Here is a 26,349-nt window from a genome sequence, read left to right as displayed (position 1 = left end):
CGACTCGCTGGCCGAGACGCTTTCGCGCTCCAGCGCCACCATCAGGCCCGCCGCCGTCAGTGCCCATACCTGCGGCCATTGCCCGTCCGGGCCGACTCCAGCGCTCAGGGCCGTCAGGCCGAGGCTGGCCACTTCACGGCTGGCCAGCGGTCCGTCGCGGTCGGTGACCCGCGCCTGGAAACCGAAGGTGTCGGTGACCGGCGCCTGCAGCCGGGCATCCGCCACGCTGTCGACCAGGCGCACGTTCCAGCTGGTGGCAACGGCAGCGGCCAGGTCGCGCAGGGTGTTCGCCGCATTGCTCTGCACCGGGGTCAGCGCGCCGCTGTCGGGCAGGTCGCCGAGGATCTCCCAAAGGTTGTCGGCCACGGCGATATAGCGCGCCAGTTGCACGAACAGGTCCGCATCGCTGGCGGCCATGCGCAGGGTCTGGTCGGGCCTCAGGTTGTAGCTCAGGGTGAGGCTGACATCGTCCTGCTCGGCATGTTCGTGGGAGTAGGTGAAGCGGTGATCCCATAGCGCCAGGTTGCCCAGGCTCACGTCGCTGTCCGCGCGCAGGGTACTCAGCGCCCGGCGGCTGCGAAGGCTCTGGCGCAGTGCGGCGTCCAGCGCGGTGGCGCTGGCACGTTGTTCGATGATGACCGGCAGCGCCGGGAAATCCCGCAGCGGGATCGGCACCGAGACTTCGCCCAGGTCGATGCTGACTGCCGTTGGCAGATTGCTGCCGCCCAGTGGCGGGACGAAAGTCAGCCACTGCGAAGCGGCGTAGCCGTCGGGCAGGCCGGCACTGGTGATATTGCGCTCCAGGTCGGTGATGCCGAAGGCCATGTCGGCGGTCACCGCACGGTGGCTGGCCGGATCGGATTCGGTCAGCAGCAGGGTGATGAACGGCGAGAAGTCGGTGAGCCAGCATTTGCCCGCGCTCATGCTCCAGGAGCGTTCCTCGCCACCGCTGGTGACCTCGATGCCGCCGTACAGGTCTGCCGGCAGCAAGGTCGTGCCGGGAGCCTGCCAGGCCGAGGTCACCTCGCGGTTCAGCTGTACCAGGGTCGAGGCACTCCAGGCCCGGGACAGGCTGATGCCCAGTTGCTGTTGCAGGGTAGTGGCTGCCGCAGCCTGCCCGGCGGCGGCCTGCGGATCGCTGATTTCCAGCACCGGCTGCAGCCCTTCGGGAATGGCCCCGGCCAGTTGGCGCTTGACCGCCACCAGGTCGCCGAGGGTCTGGCGGGTGTCCGGGGTGCGGTACAGCGCGGCGACGTTGGCGGCGCCGAGGATGCGGTCCATGTCCGAGAGGAAGCGTCCGGCCCAGGGCTCTACGTCTATGCCCTGGAAGTCATGCTGGCTGCTGGCTTCGGACAGGGTGCCATCGGCCTTGAGCGCCTGCAGTGCAACACCCTGGCGGCTGACCAGGCTCTTGTACAGCGGTGTCAGGGCAAAGAAGCGCGGCTGCGGCCCCGCTGCGCCGGGGACGCTGGTCGCTCCGGCGATGCTCAGGGCGCTGATGCCCGCGTCGCCGAAGTTCACCGCCCACAGGTCGCGGCTGTCCTCCAGGGCGCGGCCGGTGGCGATGCGCAGCTCGGGCAGGGCCGCGCGCATGGCGGCGATAAAGGCGTTGAAGGCCAGGCCGCCACCCTGGTCCTGTGCCGCCGGTACCTGAGGCGCCGGGATCGGGCTGCTGCTGCGGGACACGCCGCCATCGTTGTTGGCCGCGAAGTCCGGGTTGATCAGCGCCGCTGGCCGGCTCAGGGTCAGGCTCACATTGAGCGGGAAGGCCGGCCCCGGATAGGGCCCGGTGGCGCCGATCGGCAGGCGGACAAGGGCACCGGCCGGCGGCACCAGCGCCGGGGCGTCGGCAGCGAACAGTGGTTTGTCGGCGTTCGCCGGGGTTTCCACGATTTCCTGGGCGCTGACCTGCACCCCGGCCTCGGCAAAGCGCACGATCAGGCTGTTCAGGCAGTCGTTGGCCCGGGTCTCCACACTGGCCTGGCCTTGTGGTGCGATCAGGGTCACGCCGCTGGCGATCAGCTCCGGCGTACCGACGTTGGCCAGGGCGAAGGCCCCGGCACTGACGCCGAGCAGCCCGGCAATCGCCGACGGCGCGGTGGCCGTGGCGAACTGCGCCGCCGGGCAGACCAGCAGGGCACCGGTGTTCAACGCCTGGGTATCGTCGCCCATGCCCTCCAGCAGGTCCGCGAGGGTGGCGGCAGGTGCTTGCTGCTGCAACTGGCCGAGGGTCGTGGCGAGGCTCTGGCCGCCAGCGGCAGTGGTCAAGCTGTACGACTGGCCGCCGACGCTGATGTCCAGGGTCACGCCACCGGCCAGCACCACCGGCATCTCCAGGTTGGCCGTGGCCAGTTCCAGCGTGCTTTGGGCAAAGCGCGGGGCGATGCTGTCGAGGCTGTCGCCGTGCTGGATCGAATAGGGCACCCGTACCTGCGCCATGTCGCCTGGCCAGCTGACCCTGCCCGGCAGGGCGAAGGCGCCGTCGCCGGGCACGGCGAGGTCCGGGTTGGCACCCAGCAGCAGTTCCGCCGGGCAGGCATGGGCATCGGCGAACTGGTGCAGGGTCTGTGCGCCATCGGCGCTGATCCCGGCGCCACCGTTGAAATCGCCCAGGTAGAGCAGGGCGCCCATCTCGAACAGGTTGACCGAGCTGGTATTCAGCGCCGCCAGGGCCGCCTGGTCCAGGCCGCTGCCGTTGTGCGCCAGGCTGTCGTCGCTGCCTGCAACCCAGGCCGTGCTGGAAATCAGCTGGCTGGCCTGGAAGATCGCCGGCAGGGCCTGGTGGCTTTGTCCCAGGTCGTTGACGCTGATAGTCACCCCGAGGCCGGCGAAGGCCGTGCACACCTGTTGCAACGAGCGGACCGGCGTCGGCGCATCGGCCTCGGTCACCGTGACCGACACCATTTCCGCCTCGGACACCGCCACCGAGAAGGTGATGCCCGGGGTCAGGATGGTCAGGCTGGCGTTATCCCCGGCCAGCAGGCCCGGCAGGGTGCCGAGGGCATTGGCCAAGGCCGCCAGGCTGGCGCTGCCATCGCCGGTATCGCGGGTGAGTGGTGGCGAGACCTTGAGCACCGCGCCGCTGCGCAGCGGCAGGTCGCCGTTCTGCGGTGCGGCGAGCAGGGCTTCGGCGCTGATGCTCGGCCAGCCGTCGGGGCGGGCCATGGCGGAGATGCTCTGCGCCGTGTCGTTCTCGGCGAACAGGGCATAGGCCGGGACTTTGAGCCGGGCGCCGACACCGAACAGCGCCTGCATTGGCACTTGCGCGTTGGCCAGGGCCATTTCCGCATAGCGCAGGCTGTAGTCCTCGGCCAGGGAGGCGAGGGTGGCACCCGCCGGGGCACGGGCGGCGCCCAGTTGCGCGGCGCTGGCGCTGAAGGCCTGGGAAGCGGCGGCGAAGCGCCACAACGGCGCTTGCTCGATGCCGTGGGCGGCGCTGGTATCAAGGCTGGTTTCCACCGCCGCGCTCAACGGTTGACCGAGCTGGTAATAGGCCTTGGCATAGGCTTCGGCCTGGCGCCCGGCGCTTTGCGCGGCGGCATCGCCGGGTTGGCTGGGCGACGGCATCACCGTGGCCGGGCGGGCGTCCAGGCTGATGCTCAGGGTAACCCCGGCTTCGCTGGCCGAAACGGTCCAGGCGCTGACCATTGCCGGCCAGTCGCCGACCCCCAGCAGCGGGTCGGTGTAGCCGCTGGGCAGGCTGACCTGGCCCTGGCCGGCAGGATTGGCCCCGGTCTGGTTGCCGAGGATGTCCTGGAAGTTCAGCACCACCGCCGCCGAAGGCAGGCTGTCGGCCCAGCCGAAGCCGCGGTATGGATCGTCGTCCGGGTTTGGCAGGCCGGGTACGCGGGGCAGTGGCGACGGCGTGGCGAAGCGGTACAGCGGCAGGATCTGCTCGTACAGCCAGTACGGATCGGCTTCCTCGGCCAGGCGCTGGTCACGCAGCACGCCGCGGCGCACCAGGCGCTGGCGTTTCCAGGCGGGCGGCGCGTCCTTCTCCACCGGCGTGGGTGGTGCGGGCATCCCCGAGGCGGGCATGGCGAAGGGCGAGCCCGCGCTCGCGGGAATCTGCGTGCCGAGCAGGCTGAACAACCGGAGGGCCTGCAGTTCGGCGCTATTGTCGGCGTCTTCCGCTGGTGCCTCCAGGGTCAGGTTGAAGCCGACGCTGCCGGCCGGTACCAGGGCCTGCAGGATCATGTCCTCTTCGTTGTGGTCCTCGGCATACAGGGTGCCGATGGTCGCATCCAGCCCCGGCGCCACCAGGGCGCAGGTATTGAACGGCAGCAGGCTGCGGCCTTGCGCTGCGGCGCCTTGCTGGGTGCCGGCGATCACCAGCAGGTCGATGCTGGCCACGCCATTGGCGTCCACGGCGCTGGCCGGCAAGCCCTTGTCCAGCCCGAGGGTGTAGCCGGTGCCGCCGACCACGCTGCCTTCCCAGAGCAGGGTGACGAAGCGTTCCAGTTCGTCGAGCGAGGCGGCCGGCGCCGGATTGCCGTCGCGGGCCAGGCTGTTGACCCGGCCAAGCCTGAGGTCGGGCGCGCGCGGTACGCTTTCCGTGGACAGGTTGGCCTGGATCAGCCAGGTTTGCGCCGGCGTGCTGTCGAGCACGCTGACCCCGGCGGCATTGCCGGCATTCGGCGCCGGCAGGGCCAGCACCCGGACCACCGTGCCGCTGCCTTCACCGGCTGCCAGCCAGGCGCGCAGGGCCAATAAGGTCGGGCGCTCGGCCTCGTCCACCCTTGCAGGGCGAACAGGGTCAGGGCGTCGTTGATCTGCTTGATCGCCACCGGGATGCGGCAGGCCCAGGTGGCATTTGCCACGACCACCGCATCGCGGCCGGCGCTGGCCCCTTCGGCGGTCGTCAGCAGGTCGTAGGCCACGCTGGAACCGGCCAGGGCCTTGGCTCGCAGGTCTGCCGGCAGCGGCCAGAGGGTTGGCTGGGCGCCCACGGGCGGTGCATCCATGCCCGGAATGGGCAGGGCCACCGGGGTTTGCAGCTCGATGCGCTGGGTCAGGCCGTAGGCTCTCGGCGAAAGGCCGGCCAGGGCCATGGCCGCAGGCGCCTTGACCACCGGCAGGGTAAGGCTGGTGGCCGGGCCCATGGCGATGATCTGCGCGTTGCTGTAGCGGTAGTTCAGGCTTTGCACCACGTCGGTGGGCACGGCCATGCCGGCGGGGATATCGCTGCGCGCGAGGAAGCGGCTGTTTACCTGTGCATGGGTTCCCGAGGTGGTGCTGTCCACCAGGCTGATCCAGCTGCACTGGGCGGTCAGGGTCATGTCCAGCGCCGGTTCATCGGCCTTGTCCGGCGCGGTGTCCACCGCCAGGTCGAATTGCTGGCCGGTAAGGTCGTAGAGCGGGGTGGGTTGGAGCGGGTCGGCGATGGCATGGCCCTGGGCGTCGGTCACCGGTTTCGGTGCACGCAGGCCGGCCATCAGCGAGCGCGAGCCCTGGTTGACGATGCGCGGCAGCGCTGCGCCACCGAGCAGCTGCGCGAGCAACTGGTCCACGCTGATCACCGGCACCTGGGTCACGCTCAGCACGGTATCGATGGCGTACAGGCCGGCCAGGTTCTCCAGGCGCACGGCGGCATCGGCGATTGCCAGGCCATAGGTGTCGGCCAGCAGGGTGAAGCTCAGGGCCTCGCCCTCAATGGCCTTGGCCACGGCATTGGGCACCGGCACCAGGGCCAGGGGCGCCAGGAAGGTGGCCGGTCCGGCCCAGGCCATGATGTCGGCCCAGGCGTAGTTCCAGGTACCCACGGCCGGGTCGTCGCTGGCCGTCCAGCTGACATCCAGCAACAGGCGCCGGGCCAGGGCATCGAGGCTTTCCCCGGCGCGGGCGTACAGGCCGGTGGTGGCCGGCAGCCCGTAGGTGTTGGCGGCAGGGCTGGTCACGGCAGCGAGGAAGGATTGCCAGTCCGCGGCCTCTGGCGGCGACAGCTGGGGATAGACCTGGACCAGGGCCAGGGTCGCGGCGATGCGGTCGAGGGTGTCGCCGGGCTGGGTGCTGTAGTCGCTGGTCGGCTGCACGGCGTTGAAGCCTTGCGGCACCTTGAGCACCTGCCCTGGCGGCAATTCCTGGCTGTTGACCGTGCGATCGTCGCGGGTCAGCCGGGCGATCAGTTCGGCGTTGCCATCGAATACCGCCTGGGCGTACCAGTCGGCCGGCAGCAGTCGTGGCTGGCGATAGCGTACATAGGCGGTAGCGGCGGCAAGCAGCTGGCTGGACGGGCCATTGCTCCAGGTCCGCGGCGGCAGGTCGAAGGGCGCCGCCGGATCGAGCAGTTCGCTGGATTGGCCCAGGCCGGTGCCGTCGGCTTCGAACAGTTGGCTGCTGCTGCCGAGGTTGAACAGGCTGGCGATCGCATCCAGGGTTTCGCCGCTGGCGGCCTGGTGCAGCAGGGGGCCCAGGTCGACGCTGTCGAGGGCGAAGGCCTGGCTGGCGTTGTCCTCGGCCAACACCTGCGGGGCGATCCCGAGCTTCACCGGCACACGGCTGCCCACCGCTGCGGTGTCCAACCGGCGTTGCAGGCCGGGATTGAGGAACAGCAGCTCGGCGCTGCTGGCGCCCAGGGCAAGGGCCACGCTTTCCACGGTATCCCCGGCGCGTACCGGATAGTCGATGGTGGCGCTGGCAAAGGTGGCCGCCAGTTGCGCCAGGGACTGGCCCTTGCCGCTGCCATTGTCGCCGACGCTGAGCGTGGTGCTGGCCAGCAGGTCTCCGGCTTCCTGCACCGCAGCCTTGGCCAGCATCAGGCAGTAGTCGCGGAAGATGAAGGTCGGGAAGGACTCGTAGCTGGCCGGGTCGTCCTCGGCCGGGCGCGGCCCGCTGGCGCCGCCCACCGGCAGGTACTGGCCCATGTAGCGGGCCAGGTCCCACTCGTACCAGGGCCCGACCGGATTGACCTCGGCGAAATTCAGCGTGCCACCCGGCGTACCGCTACGGGTCAGGCCCGGTGGCAGCGGTGCGACCATGCCGCCGACCTCGGTCACTGCGCCCGGGTCGGCGCCCAGCAGCAGGTGCAGGTTGGTGGCGAACAGGGTGTCCAGGTTGCTCCAGGCAAACGCTGCGTCGGCGCTTTGCGGATCGTCGAGCACCGCAGCCAGCAGGGCCAGCTGGCCGGCGGTCAGGCTATCGGTTGCGCTGCGCGGGCCATCGGGAATGGCGTACAGCGCATAGAGCAGCACGGTGCGCACCCACAGGTCCGGGGTCAGGCTGGCGGTGTCCTCGGCGCTGGCGGCCAGGGCGTGGTGCGACGCCGAGCGCCGGGCTTCGGCGCGGGCGTTGGGAGCCAGCGGATCGACCCCGGAGTTGGCGCAGAGGATGAAGGCGGCCCGGTAGTTCGGCGACGGGTCAGCCTCGGCCGGGCCGTTCCAGGACACCGGCAGCTCGCCGATGGAGATGCTTGGCAGCAGGTACAGCAAGGCGGTGCGCGGCTGGCCGTCCGGCCACTGGCTGCGGCCCGGGTTCCAGTCCCAGTCGCTGTCCTCGGTCTGCGCCAAGGTATTGGCCAGGCGCTTGCGCTCCAAGACCTGGTACAGGTGCTGGGCACCGAGCACTTGCAGGCGTTGCGCGCGATTGCGCCGTGCCCGCGGGCCCTGGCCGCCGGACAGGCTACCGGCGCGGCCCGGCGCCGTCAGCAGGCGAGCGTCCTGGAAGCCCTTGGGGTCGCCGCCCGGGGCGACGATCCAGGGCGTCTGCTGCACCGAACCGAGGGTGAAGGACAGTTCCAGGGACACATGGAAGCTGAAGGAGATCTTGATGAACAGGATCTTCACCTTGGCCTCGGCACGCACCGAAACCTTGAGGTCGAACTGCGTCGGCCGGTAGCACTCGAACAGCGCGCTGACCTGGGCATAGGCTTCCAGGCTGACCGACACCTTGATCACCTTGAAATCCACGTAGCCGTAGACCTTGCCGTGCAGTGCGGCGATGCCCAGCGCGCGGAAATACTGGGCCGATGGCAGCCCGGCGCTGGACGGGTTGAACCAGCCAAGCACGCCCTGGAAGATCACCTGCACCTCGACATAAGCGCCGCCGCCGAGGATCCCGGCACGGATCTCCTTGCCCACCCCCACCGCCAGGCCGATGCCCAGTTCCAGCACCGGCGAGAAGGTGCCGTTGCTGATGCGCGGCACCTGGCTCGAGGTGACGCCATCGAGCAGGCCGAAATACACCCCGCCGCGGCCGATGAACACGTAGGCCTGGACCGAGAACGAGCGGCTGAAGTCCTGGTTGTAGGGGAAGCCCAGGTCCACCTTGAAGTTGCCGTTGGTATAGACCTCGATCACCACGGTGCCGAGGGTCAGCGACGCGATGCCGATCTGGAAGGTGCGGAAGGCATCGGGCAGGCGCAGTTCAACGCGGAACATGCCGACGTCGTCGGAAATCTTCTTGTACAGGATTTCGAAGCGCAGCCCGGCGAGGCTGCCGGCCTTCTCGCCGTTGAGGCCCACCGACAGGCCATAGAGGATCGGGTCGTTGAACAGGAAACCGAGGTCCAGGGTATTGCCCATCAGACCGATGTCCAGGCCGATCAGCCATTGGCTGTCGGTGGAGAAGGCGATGCCGCTGCCGCCGGTGGTGGGCAGGTTGTCCGGGTTCTCCACTGGCTGCATGAACTGCTTGAGCAGGGCCAGGTTGCCGGCCACGGTATCCACCGGGTTCTGCAGGCGTATGCGCTGGCCGATACTGAGGTAGCGCAGTTCCACCAGGGCCGAGCCGGTGCCGGGTACCGCAGGCGGCGGGTCATTGACCACGTCCCAGGCCAGCGCATCGTCGCCGGTAAAGGATTTGCCCAGCAGCGTGCCTTCGAGGATCAGCTCGACCTTGCCGGCCCCGGCGCGGGTATAGCGCACGCCGATCGCCGAGAGGCTGCCGAAGCCGACGTCGACCTTGGCCTTGTAGACGAACTCGACCACATTGTTGGTCGGGTCGAGGGTGAAGACGAAGCTCGACAGCTCGATGCGCTTGAGCACGTCCCACGGCGCGTCCAGGGTGAAACCCAGGGTCGGCGCGGCCAGGTTGACCAGGTATTCGAGCATGTCGCCCAGGGTGGTGCCGCCCAGTTGTACCGAGATCACCTGGTGCCGCGGATTGCTGGTGCTGTCCTTGTCGCCGCGCCAGGCGGTGATGGCCTGGACCCAGATGGTATCGACGTACACCTTGAGCAGGTAGGTCGGCTCCTCGACGCCCACGTCCATGCCCACTTCGACGCCGATGCGGTTGATCGAGAACTCGCCGCTCAGGCGGCCGGAGGCGGGCTTGTCCGCCGCGGCGCCGCCGTCCCGGGCGATATCGATGCTGGCGGCCGCCGAGATCTTCAGCTCGGTGCCGAACAGGGTCGGGGTCCAGCGCATGGAGATGGTGCCGCCCAGCTCGTAGGATTTGTCGCCGGTGGAGAACCTGACGTCGAGGCGATCCACCATCAGCACCGGTACCGAGTCGGGGGCCTTGCCCAGGCCGAGGAACTGCGCGACCAGATCGGTGAGGTTGATGCTGGTGCCCTGGTAGAGGCCGCCGGCGAAAAGCCAGCCCTCGGGGGACTCCGGGTCCTGTACCGGGTAGTCGGCGCTGAAGACCAGGCGTGGGCTGTCGTAGTCGTCTTCGGCGGCAGCGGGGAAGAACGAGAACACGCCGTTCAGGCCCCCGCCGACCTTGCCGTTCTGGGCCTCGATCCAGAAACCGATGGCTTCCAGGCGCAGGGTGATAACCACCAGATTGATATCCCAGCCTTGGTTCAGGCTCGGGTCGTCATTTTCCGGATCACCGAAAACCACCAGCGTTTCTGCTGAATAGTTCTGCAGGAGGGGATCGGCGGCGAAGCCAAGCTCGCTGACTACGGCACTTTGCAGGCCGCCCACCGCGGGCCCCGGAGCACCGAAGAAATAACTGAAGGCTTGGCCAATGGGAATGTAGTCGCCGCTGCGCATCTGTCCCTGGATATACAACTGCGGCAGGCTGACCGAGACATCGATATCCACTTTCTGCCCGGTGTTGGCGTTCTCGCCGAAGCGCAGGGTGCCGAACACCGACCCGCTGACCGTACCGGTATCGCGCGTCGCACCGCCATCGGCACGAATTGCGCCCCAGCCCCAGACCCAGCGGGTGCCGACATCGTGCAGCGTGACGAAGGGCACCGGTGGCGACCACTGCTGGTCGGAGCCGATCGTTACCGCAAGGGCCTGGAGCTGGGGTATGCCGCCGCCTTCGGGCGAGGTGAAGGTCAGGTCCACCTCGCGGAACTTGAACGTTTCCAGCAACGGGAAGTTGTCCGGCAGGGGCAGGGCGGGCAGGCCGAAGATGGTGCTCAATTGCGCCATGCCGCGCACGATCGAGGCATGGGCTGGATCGAAGGTCGCGGTCAGGCGCCACTGCGGACCGGTGACCCGCAAGGGCGTATAGAGGTTAGCGACCAGGGCCGCGCTATCTCGTCCAAGACTGACGGTGCCGATCAGATTGATTACCGAGAAACTGCTGCGGTTCCACAGGGCTTCATCGAGGTCATCGCGTACCAGCAGTTCCAGCCCGAGATTATTCAGCGCCAGGGCCGATGGACCGCCGCCTGCAGGTGCCGGTGAGCCAACGTCCAGCGCGGGTGAGCCGGCCGCCCTGGCCAGCAGATCCATGACCGGTACGTCGGTCCAGGAGGCAGGCATTTTCACGCTGCCACTCAACGCCAGGGGCCAGGGTGCGAGCATGTCCAGTGACCCGGCGAAGGCATCGCTGGCCGGCAATCGCCCGGAGAGTGTCAGGCTTGCATCGCTGCGGCTGTCTGCCTGGAACACCGGAGCCTGCAAGGCCAGCCCTTGCAGGAACGAGGGTTTCCAGACCACTGAATTGCCGCCGTCGAGGGGAGCATCCTGGGTCTGCGGCAGGCAGTCGGGGTTGAAAAAGTCCGAAAAGGTCCAGCCTGTCGACGCGATCGCAAGGCTCAGCTGGAACAGGCCGCCGTCGCTGTCGGTCTGGGTGTAGAGCAACTGCCCGTGCACCTGGAAACGCATGCCTTGCGGGTCGCCGGGCTGACCGAAACGGCCGCTGCCGGTCAGGGTGACCCGGTCCAGGCCCTGGCTGAGGCTGACGCCGGACAGCAGCCAGGCAGCCTTGATACCGAACAACTCGAGCACACCCCGAAGTGGCGTAAGTGCGCTTTGCGTCGAGGCCTGCCAAAGATCGATGGCGTCGTCGTGGATCGAGGCGCTCAGCGCGGAGTAAACGGTGGCGACAGACATGGATTACCTCGGAGATAAAGGCTGGGACACGACGAATCAAGGGCGCGGTTTCAGGCGTCGCAGGCTGCGCTGGGGATGAGCTGGCGGGCGGGCAGCGCCGTCGCCGGGCGCGGGGGAACTGGCGCTGCCTGATGGGCGGCGGCGACTTCGCCAGCCAGTGGCAAGGCGGCGAAAGCCTCGGCGAGCTGTCTTGGGTTCTTCGGCAGGCGGTTGCTGGAAAAGCCGACGAACTTGATGTTGCGTTGATCCACCGAAGATTCCGCCGTGATCTCGTAGCCCCAGTTCATGCCTTCGGCGAACGCAGTGGTCGGTGCCGTCACGGTCTTCGCGGGAGGGAAGCTGAAGTTGCCCTTCTTGGTTTCACGTCCCCAATACAAAGTGGTGTAGTAGTTCTGGTCGGTTTGGTAGGTGTAGTTGGTATTAAGCGCACCCTGGGTGCTGGACAACGGTACGTCGAAGTAGGTCGAGACCAGGTGGTTGGGCTTCACGGAGTCGTCCGCCCACCATGGGCCGCGATGATCGGCAAACTGCAGGAAGGCGTTGATGGTGTCGAGGGAGGGATGGTCGTGGCTGGTGTCGGCGCTGACGATGATGGTTGCGCCATAGGTCAGCGAGGCAAAGGTCTTGACCACTTGCGCGGCCTGGTCGGTGATGAGTGCATCGGACAGCTTCAGGCCGAAGGTAGTGGAGCGGCTTCCGTGGTGCGGTGCCTGAAGCATGAAAGAACTGGATAGCCAGACCTCGCGCTCGAGGAAATGCCGATTGACGAATTGGAAGGTGGAAAAGGTCGCATCGCCGAATATCACCGCGCCGACGTTGTACATCTGCAGATAGATGCCTAGCGACGTCGAGTTGGCCAGGTTGCCGTCCGGCTCATCGTGGGCGGCATAGGCGACATCGACGTGCTCCCCCTGCTTGGTGTCGGACATCGGTGTATTCACTGCGATCACATAGGCATTCACGGTTTCATTGCCCCAGATCGAATGCCACTGTTGCGGATTGCCGCTGGGGAAACTGCTGGTGCCCACGGCGAAGTTGAGCACATGGGTGCTGGCATCCGGTGTGCGTTTTCCCAGTTCGCCCAGCACGTTGGCGGTTTTCTTGCCGGCGTACCAGCTGTAGCGGCCGCTATGGAATATCCAGCCGATCTTCATCTCCGGCAACTCCGCCAGCAGGCCGCGGATCAGGTTGATATGGTCGGCGTCCTTGTGCGAGAGAAAGACCGCATCCAGGTAGCCTTTGCCGTCGTCGCTGCGCTCGATGATCTGCTGCTTGAGAAACTGGATGGTCGGTTTGCCCGCCCGCCGCCGGGATTTGGTCGAGCCGAGGTCGAACAGGGCGTTGGCAATGACATCGTGCTCCTCGTCATAGCCTTCGAAGTAGGTACACATGCCTTGGCCGACATCCAGGCAGTACAAGCGTTGATAGCTCATGGGGCAGTATCCCTTGCCGTTACGCTTCAGATAACCGGCGGCGTACGCCGCCCGGAACGTGCGAGGCGCTTGCTGTCCGGCGCGCGCCGTGTCACCTGGCGCGGTGCCGGGGTCGCCAGCAACGCCTGCTGTTTCTTCTTGTCCTCGTCCTTGAGGTACGCCGCATACCAGCCCAGCGAGGTCTTCGGGCTGCCCGGTGCGCCGAACAGCATCAGGTCGGCATTGCCCGGCGGGAAGCTCCAGGCCAGCACCGAGAGGGCGAAGCGGCGCATGCGCAGCAGGTAGTTGAGGCGGTTGTCGCTGTCGCGCCAGGTTTCGAAAAGGAAGTTGCGAAAGCCCAGCTTGAGCACGCCCTGCAAGGGCAGGCTGCCGTTGAGGGCGTTGGACATGCCCAGCTTGATCCCGAGGTACACCGGCGGTTCGCCGGCCACCGGCTCCGGGCCCCAGGCGGCGAGCAGGGTGATCTTCAGGCCGATGGCGCCGCTGAGGGCGCCGAGGGTGCCCATGTCCAGCGCCAGGCTCAGGCCGAACCAGGGCGCGGCCAGCGGCTGCTGGTCCAGCGGTGCGCCGATCGAGGTGAAACCGAGGCTTTCCGGGGTTGCCCCTTGCGGCGGCTGGCCGGCCGGGGCCAGGTCGGGGGCGGCGACCAGGCCTTCGAGGCGCAGCGGGAAGTTCTCCACCAGCGACGCCGGTCGCGCCAGCGAGGCGCCGGGGCCGGTGTCGAAACCCACCCCGGCCTCGCCCGAGGTGAAGTGCTGCGCGGATGGGTCCTCCATGGCGAAGGACATCGCCACCACCAGGCCCTGGAAACTCAGGTAGCCATTGACCACGTCACCGGCGCCATAGCCGAACAGGTCGAACCCGGGGATCTCGACGAAGCCGAGGCGCCCGGACAGCACGAAATTGGCCGTGAGCAGGCCGTCCACCGGAGCAGCGGCGGTTTCCAGGCGACAGTCGCGGATATCGATGGACGACAGCGCCGCGCCATTGCTCTGGAACACGTTGTCACCGAGCAGGCTGAACGAGTAGCTGGGCTGGCCGCCGATACGCTGGTAGCTGCCGGTAAGGATCAGGTTGTTGCCGCGGGCGCGATCGACCTTGGCCAGCCACGAGGCGAACAGGCGGTTGACCATCAGCTCGGCTTCGGCGGAGAAGTCCACCACCCGTGCGTTGTCGAAGCGCACGCGCATGGACAGGGTCTTGTAGCCGAAAGGGATGGTGGTGGAGGCCACCAGGTCGTCCGGGTCGTTGTAGTCGATCAGGCCGAATGCTGCGGTCTGGCCCAGATCGATGACACCGTCGCGCGGCGTGTAGGGCGTCAGCGAGAAACCGATGTGGTGGGCATAGAAGCGTGAGCGGTCGACCCCGGCGGCCATGAAGCGCAGGGCCGAGGGCATGTCCTGGAAGTCGATCGGTGCATTGAGGAACAGCACGCCGTTCCACTGCGGGTTGTCCAGCACCTCGTGGTAGAACAGCACCAGCGGATCGGCGTCGCCGATGTCGGGGTCGAGCACGGCCAGGCGCGCCTTGGCGATCACCGCGTCGAGGGCGGCCCGGGTCGGTGCCAGGCTTCCGTCCGGGGCCTGCGCCACTTCCGGCCAGGACCAGGCGCCGGTGTCGGCCGCCAGCTCGGTGATGGCCCTGCCGCAGTATTTGAACAGCATCAGGGTCGGCGTCAGGGCGTCACTGCGCCAACTGCGCGGCGAGAGCTGGAAGGTCCAGCCTTCGATGTCCGCGCGCAGCAGGCCCGCTGCTGCCTGGGCCTGGGCCAGGTAGTCGCCGGCACTGGCCGCGACCGCTGCATCGAAGGCGGCTTCGTTGGGGAACTCCGGGTAGCCGAGGGCCTTCAGCGCCGTGTCGATCGCCTGGGCCTGGGCGACCGGCACCCCGGCGGCGAGCAGGCGCGGGACGGCGTTGGCGGCGGTCAACTGGTAGGCCACCGAGCTGCCCTGGTCCATGAAGGTATCGACATCGGCCACCACCATGAACAGCTGGTTGGATTGCAGGGCCGCCTGGAACGGCGGCTTGACCTCGGTGAGGATCAGTTGCCCGGTATCCGATTGCGGCATGTTGGCGAACAGCACCCCGGCCCAGGCGGATTGCGCCTGGTCGAGCACGGCGATCAGGCCGCTGGGGGTGACGCCCAAGGGCGGGGTATCCGCGGCATTGGCCTGGACACCCAGGCGCAGCCGGCCGGTGGGGGCCAGGCGCGGTGTGTCCAGTGGCGGCAGGCCGATCAGGCTGCGCCGGGTCGGTGCCAGGGCGGCGTCCTCCAGGCGCGCGGCCTGGTCGATGGCGCTGGCGGCGATGCGCCCGTACACACCCATGGGCCACACCGTTGGCGGGCTCTGCTGGCTGGCCTGCAGGGTCGGCAAGGTGGCGGCATTCATGTTCAGGTAGGCCAGGAAGCCCGCCACCGGTACCCGCGCCGCATTGAACAGCGGCGAGCGCGGTGGTTGTGCTTCGTAGCTGCGGCCATTGCCGCCATCGGAGAGCACGGTGGCCCAGGCGGTGGTGCCGAGATCGCTCAGGGTGCTGCCGCCGGCATCCTCGACAGCGGGCGGCAGGTAGGCCGCACCATTGGCCTGGAACAGCAGCAGCGAGGTGCCATCCTGCGGCAGCACTACGCTTTCGGTGCCGGAAACACCGAGGATCAGGCGGGTGTTGCCGTCGCTGCTGCGCGCCTGCTGGGGCGTGCCGAGGTCGAACAGGCCATCCGGCGCCAGGTGCCAGACCAGGCTGGCGCTGGCGGCATCGGGGGCGTCGAACAGCGGGGTGCGGCCGAAACTCAGGCGTGCGTCCGGCAGGTCGCCGCTGCCGGCGCGGGGCGTGGCCTGGGTGGCATGTCCGGTATTGCTGAGCTGGGCAAAGCCGAGGGTCGGTGCCTGGTTCCCGGCAGTGACGAAAACCAGCGCACTGCGCTGCGGCAACTCCGGGTTCAGTGGATCGAAGGCCAGGGTCAGGCCGAAGGGCGTGGCATCCAGTTGGCGGAACAGTGGCATGTCGATGATGCTGACTTCACCCACCGGGCTGTCGGCATCGGCCTCGCCGTAGCGCAGCATGACGCCGAGGCGCTGCATGTCGTCGGCATCGTCGCTGCCGCCATTGCCGGCACGGATGCCGAAGGTCAGGCAGCCGAGCTGTCCGCCGGCCAGTGGCAGCGGGCACTGCGTGTCGATCGGCGCATAGATCCCGCCAGGGGCGTTGAAGGCCAGGCCGTTGGCGGCGAACAGCAGGCTGTCGCTGCCTGCCTCGACCAGGGTCGCACCGCGTACGGTCACGGCGTAATCGCCGAGGGTGAATGCCGAGTCGCGGACCACGCGCCAGGTCCCGGCCGGGTCGCCGGCGCTGGCGGGCAGGGCGTCTATGCCGCGGGTCTGCCATTGGCTGGCCGGGTCCGCCGGGTTGCTGATCCACAGCAGGCGCAGCCAGCCCTTGGGCGACAGGCGCGGCCACAGGGCACGCAGGTCGCTGACGAAGCTCGCCGGATCGGCCGGCGCACTGCCCAGGAACAGATAGGCGCCGCCCAGGTCGGCCCAGGTCTGCGCCAGGCTGGCGCTGGCGCCAAGGTCGCTGCCGGGGCTGGCCAGATAGCCTGCCCAATACGCCTCCAGCCCGCTTTCGGCGAGGGTGGAAAGGCGGTACAGGCCCGCCGTGACTTGCTCGAACACCGGTACGCTCATGACGGCTCCCTGTCGCGAGGCGGTGAAGGGTCAGGGCTGGCGGGTGGTGACGCTGTCACCCGGCAGCAGCGGCACGGACAGTTGCGTCCAGCCCGGGCCGTAGTTGCCCAGCCCGCTCCAGTCCAGGCGCAGTGGCCAGGCCGTGGTACCCAGTGGCGCGTTTGCCGCCAGTACCGCCGCGCCCAGTCCACGCAACAGCTGCACGCCCTGCACCGGCAGCGACGCAGGCACCGGCATGCGTCCGGCCTGGGCCAGCAGGTTGGCCACGGTAGTACCGACCGGGACCACCAGCGGCGTGCCGTCGAGGGTCACCCGCAGGCATGCCCTGGGCACCACGCGGCCGCGGAAATAGGCGACCGGCACGCTACCGCCCGGCACATTGCCGGCACTGCTGAGGGCGGTGAAGCTGGGGGCGGCGGCGAGGGTGAAGTTGTTGGTCGTGGTGGTTACCGCCGGGTCGCTGGCACTGGCCAGCGCCGAGGGCGAGAACAGCCGGTAGAACGGCGTGACGAAGGCCGGGAAGTACAGGTCGGCGGCATCGGCGACCCCGCCCATTTGCTGGGTGGTGTCATGGGACGGGGGCGGGTTGACCGACAGCGCGCCGCCGCTGACCAGTTGGCCGATGAACGAGTCCCAACCGGTGCTGATGCCGCCGGAACTGTCGACGAACTGTCCCACCGGGTAGTCCACCGTCGGCCCGGTCACGTAGCCGTTGCTCCACTTCAAATCCGAGGTCGATTGGGAAATGGTCTGGAACGGGCTTGCGGCGACCCGCAGGATCATCCCCGGGCGCAGGTCCACCGAGCCGAGCGTGGCGCCGGTATCGGGCGACGGGAACGACAGGCCGAAGGCGTAGTACAGCGACTCCTCGAAGGTTTGTGGCATGGTCCGGGCCAGGGCGTCCTGCACGGCGATGATGCCCCAGGCGGCTGCACCGGCACTTTCCAGCGCCTGGAGAAAGGCCACGTAGGCCTTGAGCAGGCCGCTGCGGATGGGCTGGGTGTCGAAGGTCCAGGGCGAATCGGTGCCGCCGGAGGCGATCGCCAGGCTGTAGGGGTAGGTGCTGCCCGAGGCGGCCGACAGGGTGAAGGGGCCATTGCTGATGGGCAGGTTGGCGAGGCTGCCGGTCTTGCCGATCTGCGGCAGGTACAGGGTCAGCGCAGTGTCGGGTGCGGTGCCGCTGAGGGCGGTGCTCAGCGCTGCCGCCGGGATCAGGTGCGGGAAGCTGGTGGAGGCGGCCTGTGCCGAGGGAATGAAGGCGCTGCGGTACAGGTCCGGGGCCTGGCTGGCCGGGCCGATGTTGGCGATGCCCAGCACCGGCTGGTTGGCCTGGACCACCACGCTCAGGCCCGCCGCCGGGTTGCCCGGGGTATAGGCCCAGCTTTGTTCGAGCACCCCGGCGCTGGAGGTGAAGGCCTGGTCCACCGAGGTCGTGCCGTCCACGGTTTTCAGCACCGATACCCGGTAGCTCTGGCCGTCGCTCACCGCGCTCCAGCGGGCGCTGAGGGTGGCGCCGTCATACTCTACCCGCACATCCCGCACCGGCGTCGTGGCCAGGGCGAACGCTGCGCTGGCCGGGCCGACCAGGGTGCAGCCATCGACCACTCCGGCGCTGCGCAGGGTGGCCAGGGCCGGATTGCCGCCGCTGGCCAACTGCGCCGGGGTGAGGGTGGTGCTGGTGCCGGTCAGGTCCAGATGCTGGCCGCCGGGCAGGCTCAGGCGGTAGCCGGGCGCGCCACTCAGCGCGCCCCAGCTCAGGGTACCGCTGCCACTCACCGCATCGGTGTCCCAGCCGCTGATCTGCGGGATGCCCAACGGGACGCCGAGGGCGCTGGTGCAGGTGTTGCGCACCACGCCCCTGGCCGGTGCCAGGCCGACGCTCAGCGCCGCACCGGCGGCGTTGACCGGCAGGGCCAGGCGCGCGGTATTGCCATTGACCGCGAAGGTGCTGCCGACAATGCCGTCGAGCAGCAGGCTGACCGTGGTCAGCTCCGGGCTGGTCAGCGACGCCGGTGCTTGCCAGGTGATATCGAGACTGCCGCCATCGGCGCTGACCACCAGGCTGGTGAAGCTGGCGCTGCCGGTGATCAGCGGCAGCAGTTCGCCCTCGGCCCCGACGCCATCGCCGGCGTTGTTGGCGATGATCTGCGCCACCCAGGCCTGGGTAGTGTCCAGTGGTGCGCCCAGAGGGATGCTGCCCGAGGTGGCCCCGGCGTTGCTGACCGTGGCGGAAAAGCTCTGTCCGCTGGACAGCGACAGCGCCTGCAGGGTGTAACCGGTTACCGCCGGGTTATAGGGGATCACCCAGTCGAGCTTCAGGGCGCTGCCGTTGTAGTCCGCTGCCGTCAGCACCGGGCGGGTCGAAACGATGGCGGCGAGGGGACTGACCAGGCCGGCGCCGCTGGCGGTCAACGCCGTCACCGAGAGCTGGAAGCTGGCGCTGTCGGCCAGCGGCGCGGGCAGGGCGAGGGTGGCGTTGTTGGCGTTGGCCCCCGGTACTTCGACGCTGTAGCGGGTGCCACTGGCCGCATCGCTGGCACTCAGGCGGTAGCCGACGATCTGGCTGGCACCGCTACCGGTCCAGCGCGCGATGATGCGATTGCCGTCGCGATACAGGTTGGTCTTGCCCAGCACCGGACGGACCATCGAGGAGGGCGGGAAACTCGCGGCGGCAGAACGCGCGCTGGCACTGTTGGCACCGACCGCAGCGACGTACACCACCCATTCCGAGTTGTCGCCCAGGCCGCCGCCGAGCTGGGCGTTGTCGACCACTGCCGAACGGGCCCCGGTACCACTGACGGGAATGCTGTAGGTCGTGCCGATGCTCTGTGATACCACCACGATCTCGTAGCCGGCCGCCGCCTGCCACGAAGGTTGCCAGGTCACCTGCAGCGCATGGCCGTCGTACAGCGCCTCGTCCAGGGTCGGCGCCAGCGTCGGCAGCAGCACCGCTGCGCTGTTCTGCCCGGAACTGCTGCCCCACTGCGCCTGGACCACCACCTGCCAGGCGACGTCGGTATTCAGCGGCTGGCTCAGGGGCAGGTTGCCGATCCCGGTGTTCTGGCCCTGGAAAACCTGGCTTTGGTAGGCGACCACCGGCTCGCCGCCACCCAGCCAGGCTAGCTGGATGATATAGCCGGTGACCCCGGTATCGCTCGACGGGGTCCAGATTACCCGCACACTGTTGCCGTCGTAGATGGCGGACTGGATAACCGGATCGGTGCTGTTTTGCGCTTGCGCGTGGGCGGCCATGCGAGCCTCCGGAAGAAGGGCTGGAAAGAGGAAGCCGGACAAGAGGGGCGTCGGGGGATACGCGCGGACGCATCCCCGCTGGCGTCACGGGTCGGGGCTGTTGTCGAAATCCTGCAGCCATTCCTTGGGCAGGCTGGCGCGGATTTCGGCGCGGCTGCGCAGCGGCGTGCGTTCGCCCACCGAGGCCAGCGATTGCTGCATGTTGGCGTCGCCGGTGAGCAGGCCGCCGGCGTAGTAGGTACCGGAGGTTGGATAGGGCTGGGTCAGCAGGTTGTGCACCTTGCCCTTGTAGTCCTCCAGGGTCAGCAAGGTGACCCGGGCCTTGCCCTCCAGGCTGGCCAGTTCGTCGCCTACCCGCAGGTAGCGAGCCTGCAGGGGCAGGCCGTTGGCGAGGATCATCGGGTGGGTGCGGGTCACCAGGAGGTCATGGCCGGCATCGGTCTTGATGCGGATCATCGGATGGGGCTCGGTGCCCTGGGTGGTGCCGTGTACCTCGCTGGTCTTGCCGTCGGCGCTCTTCACCGACTCGCCGCCCTTGCCGGTGAAGGCCTCGACCGGGCGCTTGCTGCCGTCGGCCAGGGTGATCTCGGTGCCCTCGGCCAGGCAGCCCTGCATGATGTACAGCGGCGGAATGATGTTGACCCCCGGGGTGCCGAGGTAGGTGCGGTCACTGGTGAAGTTCAGGGTGCCGAACGGTGGCTCCTGGCCCTGGCTGCCGTTGAGCGCGACATAGGCGGTGACCCAGAGGTTGGCGGCGGTGCCGTCGTAGTAGTTGATGCAGTTGCCGGTGTTGGGGAAGGCCGAGGCCGGGTAGTTCCACGAGATGGTCTGGCCATTGGCCGTCCAGTATTGCTGTTCGAGCACCGTGCCTTGCTGGAAGTACACGTTGCAACCGCCGCCGGCGGGGTTCTGGATATAGATCGAGGTGACCCCGGCCGGTGGCGAGACCACGGTGTTGGCGAAGGTGGCCGATCCCGACAGCGGGAAGACGAAATTGGTCGGGTGCGCCGTGGAGTTCCAGTAATCGCATTCCTGCTGGCTGCCGCGGTACCAGCACAGCTTGATCGGCGTGGTGTTGGCCTTGGTGTTGGTGCAACTGGTCTCGTAGCTGCCGGTGCAGTTGCCGCTGGCGTTGCGCACGCAGTAGTTGGGCTGGTTGAGGCAGGCGCTGGTGGGGTTCAGGGTGTCCTGAAAGGTCTGCACGTAGACCACCGGCGGATCGGTCGGGCCGGCATTGGCCGGGTAGTAATAGAACAGGCCCTTGGCCTGGGTGGTCGGGTTACCGTCGGCGGCCGGCACCTGGCCTTCGACCTGCACGCGGAAATCCGTGCCCTGGCTGAACTGGCTGCCGGACTTGGTGGCGTAGACCTTGCCGGTCTCGACTTCGTACAGCTCCATGACGATGGAGGTCGAGGTGGTGCCGCCCGCCACCGAGGAAATACCCGTGGCCTGGTAGCCCGGCTGGGTGGCCGAGAGGGTCGCCCGGGCCTTGGCCGGGCTGCTGCCGGTGCCGTTGTCCTGGGAGAAGGTGGCGATGAAGTTGAGGTTCTGGATACCGTCGCTGGCGGCGGCGTTGACGGCCAGCGCCCGGTTGGGGCGGGTAGCGTTCTTCTGCAGCGCGGCAGTGGCGATGTCGCGGCCGTTTTCCAGGGTACGGAACAGTTGCGGTGAATTCTCCGGGGTTTTTCCGGCGCGCTTGAAGGTTTCCGTGATGTAGCGGTAATGCAGCGGATTGGCCAGGTCGAGGCGGTGCGGGATGCCCGGTTTTACCTCGGCGTCGAGGGCCTTCATGTCGGCCTGGGCCTCGGCCAGCAGCGCCTGGGGAGCGGCCAGGGCCGGGGTGGTCGCCACGGCGGCGAGCACGGCCAGCATGAGAAAAGCGTTACGCACAGCTCGAACGAAATCGCGAGTCGCCATGGTGATCTTCCCTGAGTGGTAGCTGGCGGCTCACTGGCAACGGGTACCAATTCCTTGTGAGCGCCGGGTGCTCGAACCATAGTTGCGGGCTGGGCAAATCGCAAATGATTATTTCGGCGTTTTTTATCCCGCCAAATAGCGTTGCGTGCTGAGCAAGTGCCCGGAAATGCGGGTTGTCGAGGAGTTTCGTGACTGATTGGTCAGATTCCGGAGGGTGCATGCCGGCCGCTTTTTCACGCCAGCATGCCCGTCAACCTTCCAGTGCCCGCCGTACCTTCTCGAGCAACTCGCTGATCTGGAACGGCTTGAACAGCATGTCCATCCCCGGCGCGAGGAAGGCCTGGCGGTTCAAGGCGGTTTGCGCATAACCGGTCATGAACAGCACCGGCAACCCGGCCCGCCAACCGCGCGCCACGTCCGCCAGTTCCCGCCCGCTCATGCGCGGCAGGCCGACATCGGTCAGCAGCAGGTCGATGGAGGCGTCGCGCTGCAGATGCTCCAGGGCCAGCTCGATGCTTTCCACCGTGGTGCAGCGATAGCCCGCGTCCAGCAGCACCTCGCTGACGAACAGGCGCACCGAGGCCATGTCCTCGACGATGAGGATATGCTCGCCCTGGCCCTGGGGATCGACGCTGCCCTGCGGCTCCGGCGGCAGGTCCGGTACGTCGCTGCCGGCCGGCAGCAGCAGGGTCACTTCGGTACCACGGCCGATGACGCTGCGGATATGCGCATCGCCGCCGGACTGGCGGGCGAAACCGTAGATGGTCGATAGCCCCAGCCCGGTGCCCTGGCCCAGCGGCTTGGTGGTGAAGAAGGGTTCGAAGACCTTGTCGATCACGCTGTGGTCGATGCCGATGCCGTCGTCGCGCACCGACAGCGAGACATAGGCGCCGTCCTGCATTTTCGGATTGCCACGTGAATAGGCAGCGTAGGTGCTGATCCAGATATGCCCGCCCTGGGGCAGGGCATCGCGGGCGTTGATCGCCAGGTTGAGCACCGCGCTTTCCAGTTGCACCGGGTCGACTAGGGCGATGGCCGGCTGGTTGGTCAGTTCCAGCGTGAGCACGATGCGTTCGCCGATGGTGCGGATCAGCAGCTCTTCCAGCGAACGCACATGCTCGTTGATGTCCACCGGCCGGGTGTCCAGCGGTTGCTGGCGGGCGAAGGCCAGCAGGCGGTGGGTCAGGGCGGCGGCGCTGGTGGCCGAGTTGAGCGCCGCCTCGGCGTAGATCTGCAGCTTGGGCGACGCCTGGGTGCCGGCCTGCTTGCGGATCAATTCGAGGCTAGTGATGATCCCGGTGAGCATGTTGTTGAAGTCATGGGCGATGCCGCCGGTGAGCTTGCCCAAGGCATCCATTTTCTGCGCCTGGAGCAGCTGCTCCTCGGTGCGTGCCCGTTCGGCGACTTCCTTGGCCAGCTGGATGTTGGCATCGTCCAGTTGGGCCCGGTGCGAGCGTTCGCGGTGGCGGTGTTCGGTGACGTCCTCGACGAACACCAGGCTGGAGCCGGGCGTACGGTACGGCGAGATCTGCCACTCGGTTTCGCGCAGCTCGCCCTTGACCCGCATGTTCAGGGTGCCTTTCCAGCGCTCGCCTTCGGCCAGGCGCAGGCGCAGTTCGCCGACCACCGAGGCGTCGTTGTCCTTCAGCGCCGCGTCCAGGGTCTGCGGGGCCTTGATGCCTTCGAGCAACTGGGTGAAGGCATGGTTGCACTCATGGATGTTGAGGCTGGCGTCGAGCACGGCGATGGGCGCCGAGACATTGGCGAAGATCTCGCGGAAGCGCGCCTCGCTTTCGCGCAGGGCGTTTTCCGTGTCGCGCACCCGCAGCAGGGTGCGCAGGGTGGCGAGCAGCACGTCGGGATCGATCGGGTGGATCAGGTAGGCATCGGCGCCGGCGTCGAGGCCGGTGATGATGTCGCCGGTCTGGATCGACGCCGCCGACACGTGGATCACCGGCAACAGCGCGGTACGCGGGTCGGCGCGCAGGTTGCGGACGATATCGAAGCCGCTCATGTCCGGCAGGTTGACGTCGAGGATCAGCGCATCCAGGCGCTCCTTCTCGATCAGCGCCAGGCCTTCGCCCCCGGTACCGGCCTCCAGCACCGTGTAGCCCTGGCGATCGAGGCGGCGGCGCAGGGCGTAGCGGGTGGCGCTGTTGTCATCGACGATCAGCAGGCGCAGGTTACGTTTCATCGACGGCCTCCGTGGCCATGGCCAGCGGGATGATGACGAAGAAGGTCGAGCCGACCCCGGGTTCGCTGCACAGCCCGACCTGGCCGCCGAGCAGCTCGGCGAAGCGCTTGCACAGCGACAGGCCGAGGCCGGTGCCGCGCAGGCGTTTCTGCAGGGGCGAGTCGACCTGGGAGAAGTCCTCGAACAGGGCACCGTGCAGTTCCGGGGAGATGCCGATGCCGGTGTCGCTGACCGCGAAGCGGATGCGGTCGTTGCCTTCCAGGCTGGCGGAGACCCGTACCTCACCGCTGGTGGTGAACTTCAGCGAGTTGGAAATGAAGTTGCGCAGGATCTGCGCGAGCTTCTTGTCGTCGGTGTAGAGCCGTGGCAGGCCGGTGGGCTCTTCGAAGATCAGGTCGACGTTGGTGCTGTTGACGATCGGCCGGAACATGCCGCGCAGGGCAGAGAACAGGTCGAGCATGTCGAACCAGCCAGGTGAGATGGTGATGCGTCCGGCTTCGATCTTGGCCAGGTCGAGCAGGTCGTCGACCATGTCGCTGAGTTCGCGGGTGGCCGTGCTGACGAAGGCCACCTGCTTGTGCTGCTCGGGGCTCAGGGGGCCGTCCAGCTCGTCGGCGAGCAGGCTGGTGATGCTCAGGATCGAGCCCAGAGGGGTGCGGAACTCGTGGCTCATGTAGGAGAGAAAACGGCTTTTCAGGTCCGAGGCCTGGCGCAGTTGTTCGGCCTGGGTGTCCAGCTCGGAGTACAGGGCCAGTACGCCCTGGTTGGTTTCGTCGAGTTCGGCACGCAAGGCATCGGCCTCGCCCTGCAGGCGCTCGAGCAGCGCACGCTGTTCGGCATTGAGGTTGGACAGGTCAGTCATCGACGGTCTCCAGGGCCACCACCAGAACGGTCACGTCGTCGCGACCACGGTTGAAATCACGGTGCAGCACGGTGGCGATCACCGCCGGGTGGCGCTGCAGCAGGCCGGGGTAATCGCGCAGGTTCCAGCGTGATTGCAGGCCGTCGCTGTGCAGGATCAGCAGGTTGCCGGTTACCCCAGCGTAGTCGAAGGTCTGCACCTTGCGGTACTGGGCGCCGACGATGCCCGGATGGGAGGTCAGGCCGCGGTTTTTCTCCGGGCTGACCAGGCTGGCGGCGATATTGCCGATGCCGGTGAAGTGCAGGTCGTCCCGTACCCCGTCGAACTGGGCGATGCCCACGGCGCCGCCACGGCTGTGGAGCATGGCTTCGTGCATGTCGGCAACCAGGCGCTCGGGGTCGGCGAAGGGCGTGCGGGCAAAGGCGGCGCGGCCGGCGAGGGCGGCCTGTTCGGCCTCGCTGCCATGGCCGAGGCCGTCCAGCACCAGGGCGCTGATCTGCGCGCCGCGCACCACCAGTTGCCAGGTATCGCCGCAGGCCGGGTCGTCGAGCAGCGAATGATGGCTGACGCCGAAGCGCAGGTCGCGCTTGCGCTTGCCCGGGCCGCCGTTGCGGTAGAAGCGCGCCAGCAGCACGGTGCCGCGTTGGTCGGCATACATGTCGAAGACATCGGCCTGGCGCTCCACCGCGCCCAGGCCGATGCCCTGGGTACCCCGGGTGGAATAGCCATCGGTCAGGCAGGTGTCGCGATCGAAGCCGCCGCCACGATCCACGGCCAGCACCTCGATGCCTGCGCCTTCGGGATGGGGCAGCGCGCGCAGGTGCAACTCGCCGCGGGCGGCATGCTTCAACAGGTTGCTGGCCAGTTCGGTGGTCACCAGGGCGACACGCCCGGCATCGCTTTCGTCCAGCCCTTGCTGCGTTGCCAGCTTCTGCGCGGTACGCCGGGCATGTCCGATCTGGGAATCTTCTTCGATCGCCACCACCAGGGTCGGCGATCCTTCAACGCTCAAGTCCATCGGGTGATCGTCACGCAGGTGCCCTCGCCGGGCGCGGTTTGCAGGTCGAATTCGTCCACCAGGCGCCGGGCCCCGGTGAGGCCCAGGCCGAGGCCGCCGCCGGAGGTCCAGCCGTCGGTCAGGGCCAGGCGCACATCGGGGATCCCCGGGCCCTGGTCGCGGAAGCTCAGGCGCAGGCCGACGCGGCCGATATCTTCCAGCACCTGCCAGTCCATATCGCCGCCACCGCCGTAGACCACGGTGTTGCGTGCCAGCTCGCTGACCGCAGTGACCAGCTTGGTCTGGTCGATCAGGCGCATGCCGCATTCGGTGGCCAGCTTGCGCGCGGTCTGCCGGGCCAGGACCACGTCCTGTTCCAGGCGTACCGGTTGGGTACCGCTGCTGCGCAGGTTCATGAGCGTTCCACCCGGTCGCGAAGTTTCTGCATGCCGCGCTCCACGTTCAGCGCCGTGCTGACCCCCGGCAGGGTCATGCCCAGCTCGACCAGGGTGATCGCCACCGAGGGCTGCATGCCCACCAGTACGGTCTGCGCGTCCATGATCCGCGAAAGCCCGGAAATGGTGCCGATCATCCGGCCGATGAAGGAATCGACCATGTCCAGCGCCGAGATGTCGATCAGCACGCCCTTGGCCGAGGTGCGGCTGATGCGTTCGGCCAGGTCTTCCTGGAGGTTGAGGGCGAGCTGGTCATGCATGTCGACCTGGATGGTCACCAGCAGGTACTCGCCCATTTGCAGGATCGGGATACGTTCCATGG

10 protein-coding genes are annotated in these 26,349 nt (G+C 67.9%); all 10 read right to left on the bottom strand.

What is annotated here, in order from left to right:
* Nucleotides 1-4,574: 4,574 nt before the first annotated feature.
* Nucleotides 4,575-11,234: a lytic transglycosylase domain-containing protein gene (locus CSV86_RS31930; RefSeq protein ID WP_240160422.1), complete on the bottom strand. Its 6,660-nt coding sequence runs from the start codon at nt 11,232-11,234 to the stop codon at nt 4,575-4,577.
* 50 nt (nt 11,235-11,284) lie between these two features.
* Entirely contained in the window at nt 11,285-12,667 is a 1,383-nt protein-coding gene (locus CSV86_RS12855) for a ComEC/Rec2 family competence protein (RefSeq protein ID WP_170394646.1), read from the bottom strand.
* Between the two features lie 26 nt (nt 12,668-12,693).
* A complete protein-coding gene (locus CSV86_RS12850) occupies nt 12,694-16,350 on the bottom strand; it encodes a hemagglutinin protein (RefSeq protein ID WP_009401537.1) in 3,657 nt (1,218 codons plus the stop codon).
* Nucleotides 16,351-16,380: 30 nt separating this feature from the next.
* Nucleotides 16,381-19,602 (bottom strand): hypothetical protein, encoded by a 3,222-nt coding sequence (locus tag CSV86_RS12845; RefSeq protein ID WP_009401536.1) that lies wholly within the window; start codon nt 19,600-19,602, stop codon nt 16,381-16,383.
* 84 nt (nt 19,603-19,686) lie between these two features.
* Complete coding sequence (locus CSV86_RS12840) at nt 19,687-21,519, bottom strand: Hint domain-containing protein (protein ID WP_037060811.1); 1,833 nt, start codon at nt 21,517-21,519, stop codon at nt 19,687-19,689.
* A gap of 250 nt (nt 21,520-21,769) precedes the next feature.
* Nucleotides 21,770-23,713, bottom strand: coding sequence for a PAS domain-containing hybrid sensor histidine kinase/response regulator (locus CSV86_RS12835; protein ID WP_009401534.1), 1,944 nt, complete (start codon nt 23,711-23,713; stop codon nt 21,770-21,772).
* Nucleotides 23,703-24,575, bottom strand: coding sequence for a sensor histidine kinase (locus CSV86_RS12830; RefSeq protein ID WP_009401532.1), 873 nt, complete (start codon nt 24,573-24,575; stop codon nt 23,703-23,705). The genes CSV86_RS12835 and CSV86_RS12830 overlap by 11 nt, the downstream gene beginning before the upstream one ends.
* Nucleotides 24,568-25,593: an ATP-binding protein gene (locus tag CSV86_RS12825; protein ID WP_009401529.1), complete on the bottom strand. Its 1,026-nt coding sequence runs from the start codon at nt 25,591-25,593 to the stop codon at nt 24,568-24,570. Before CSV86_RS12825 ends, CSV86_RS12830 begins: the two co-directional genes overlap by 8 nt.
* Nucleotides 25,584-25,988 carry an anti-sigma regulatory factor gene (locus CSV86_RS12820; protein WP_009401528.1) on the bottom strand — a complete coding sequence of 135 codons (405 nt, stop codon included), beginning with the start codon at nt 25,986-25,988 and terminating at the stop codon, nt 25,584-25,586. Before CSV86_RS12820 ends, CSV86_RS12825 begins: the two co-directional genes overlap by 10 nt.
* Nucleotides 25,985-26,347 (bottom strand): STAS domain-containing protein, encoded by a 363-nt coding sequence (locus CSV86_RS12815; RefSeq protein ID WP_009401527.1) that lies wholly within the window; start codon nt 26,345-26,347, stop codon nt 25,985-25,987. Before CSV86_RS12815 ends, CSV86_RS12820 begins: the two co-directional genes overlap by 4 nt.
* Between the last annotated feature and the right edge of the window lie 2 nt (nt 26,348-26,349).

It is taken from the genome of Pseudomonas bharatica CSV86, from assembly GCF_000319305.2.
In the GTDB taxonomy this organism is placed as follows: Bacteria; Pseudomonadota; Gammaproteobacteria; order Pseudomonadales; family Pseudomonadaceae; genus Aquipseudomonas; species Aquipseudomonas bharatica.
This window is presented reverse-complemented; position numbering and strand designations above follow the sequence as displayed.

Bases quoted from the DNA above. Each gene is read 5' to 3' on its own strand.
- CSV86_RS31930 (WP_240160422.1), bottom strand. From the start codon at position 11,234: ATGTCTGTCGCCACCGTTTACTCCGCGCTGAGCGCCTCGATCCACGAC.
- CSV86_RS12855 (WP_170394646.1), bottom strand. From the start codon at position 12,667: ATGAGCTATCAACGCTTGTACTGCCTGGATGTCGGCCAAGGCATGTGT.
- CSV86_RS12850 (WP_009401537.1), bottom strand. From the start codon at position 16,350: ATGAGCGTACCGGTGTTCGAGCAAGTCACGGCGGGCCTGTACCGCCTT.
- CSV86_RS12845 (WP_009401536.1), bottom strand. From the start codon at position 19,602: ATGGCCGCCCACGCGCAAGCGCAAAACAGCACCGATCCGGTTATCCAG.
- CSV86_RS12840 (WP_037060811.1), bottom strand. From the start codon at position 21,519: ATGGCGACTCGCGATTTCGTTCGAGCTGTGCGTAACGCTTTTCTCATG.
- CSV86_RS12835 (WP_009401534.1), bottom strand. From the start codon at position 23,713: ATGAAACGTAACCTGCGCCTGCTGATCGTCGATGACAACAGCGCCACC.
- CSV86_RS12830 (WP_009401532.1), bottom strand. From the start codon at position 24,575: ATGACTGACCTGTCCAACCTCAATGCCGAACAGCGTGCGCTGCTCGAG.
- CSV86_RS12825 (WP_009401529.1), bottom strand. From the start codon at position 25,593: ATGGACTTGAGCGTTGAAGGATCGCCGACCCTGGTGGTGGCGATCGAA.
- CSV86_RS12820 (WP_009401528.1), bottom strand. From the start codon at position 25,988: ATGAACCTGCGCAGCAGCGGTACCCAACCGGTACGCCTGGAACAGGAC.
- CSV86_RS12815 (WP_009401527.1), bottom strand. From the start codon at position 26,347: ATGGAACGTATCCCGATCCTGCAAATGGGCGAGTACCTGCTGGTGACC.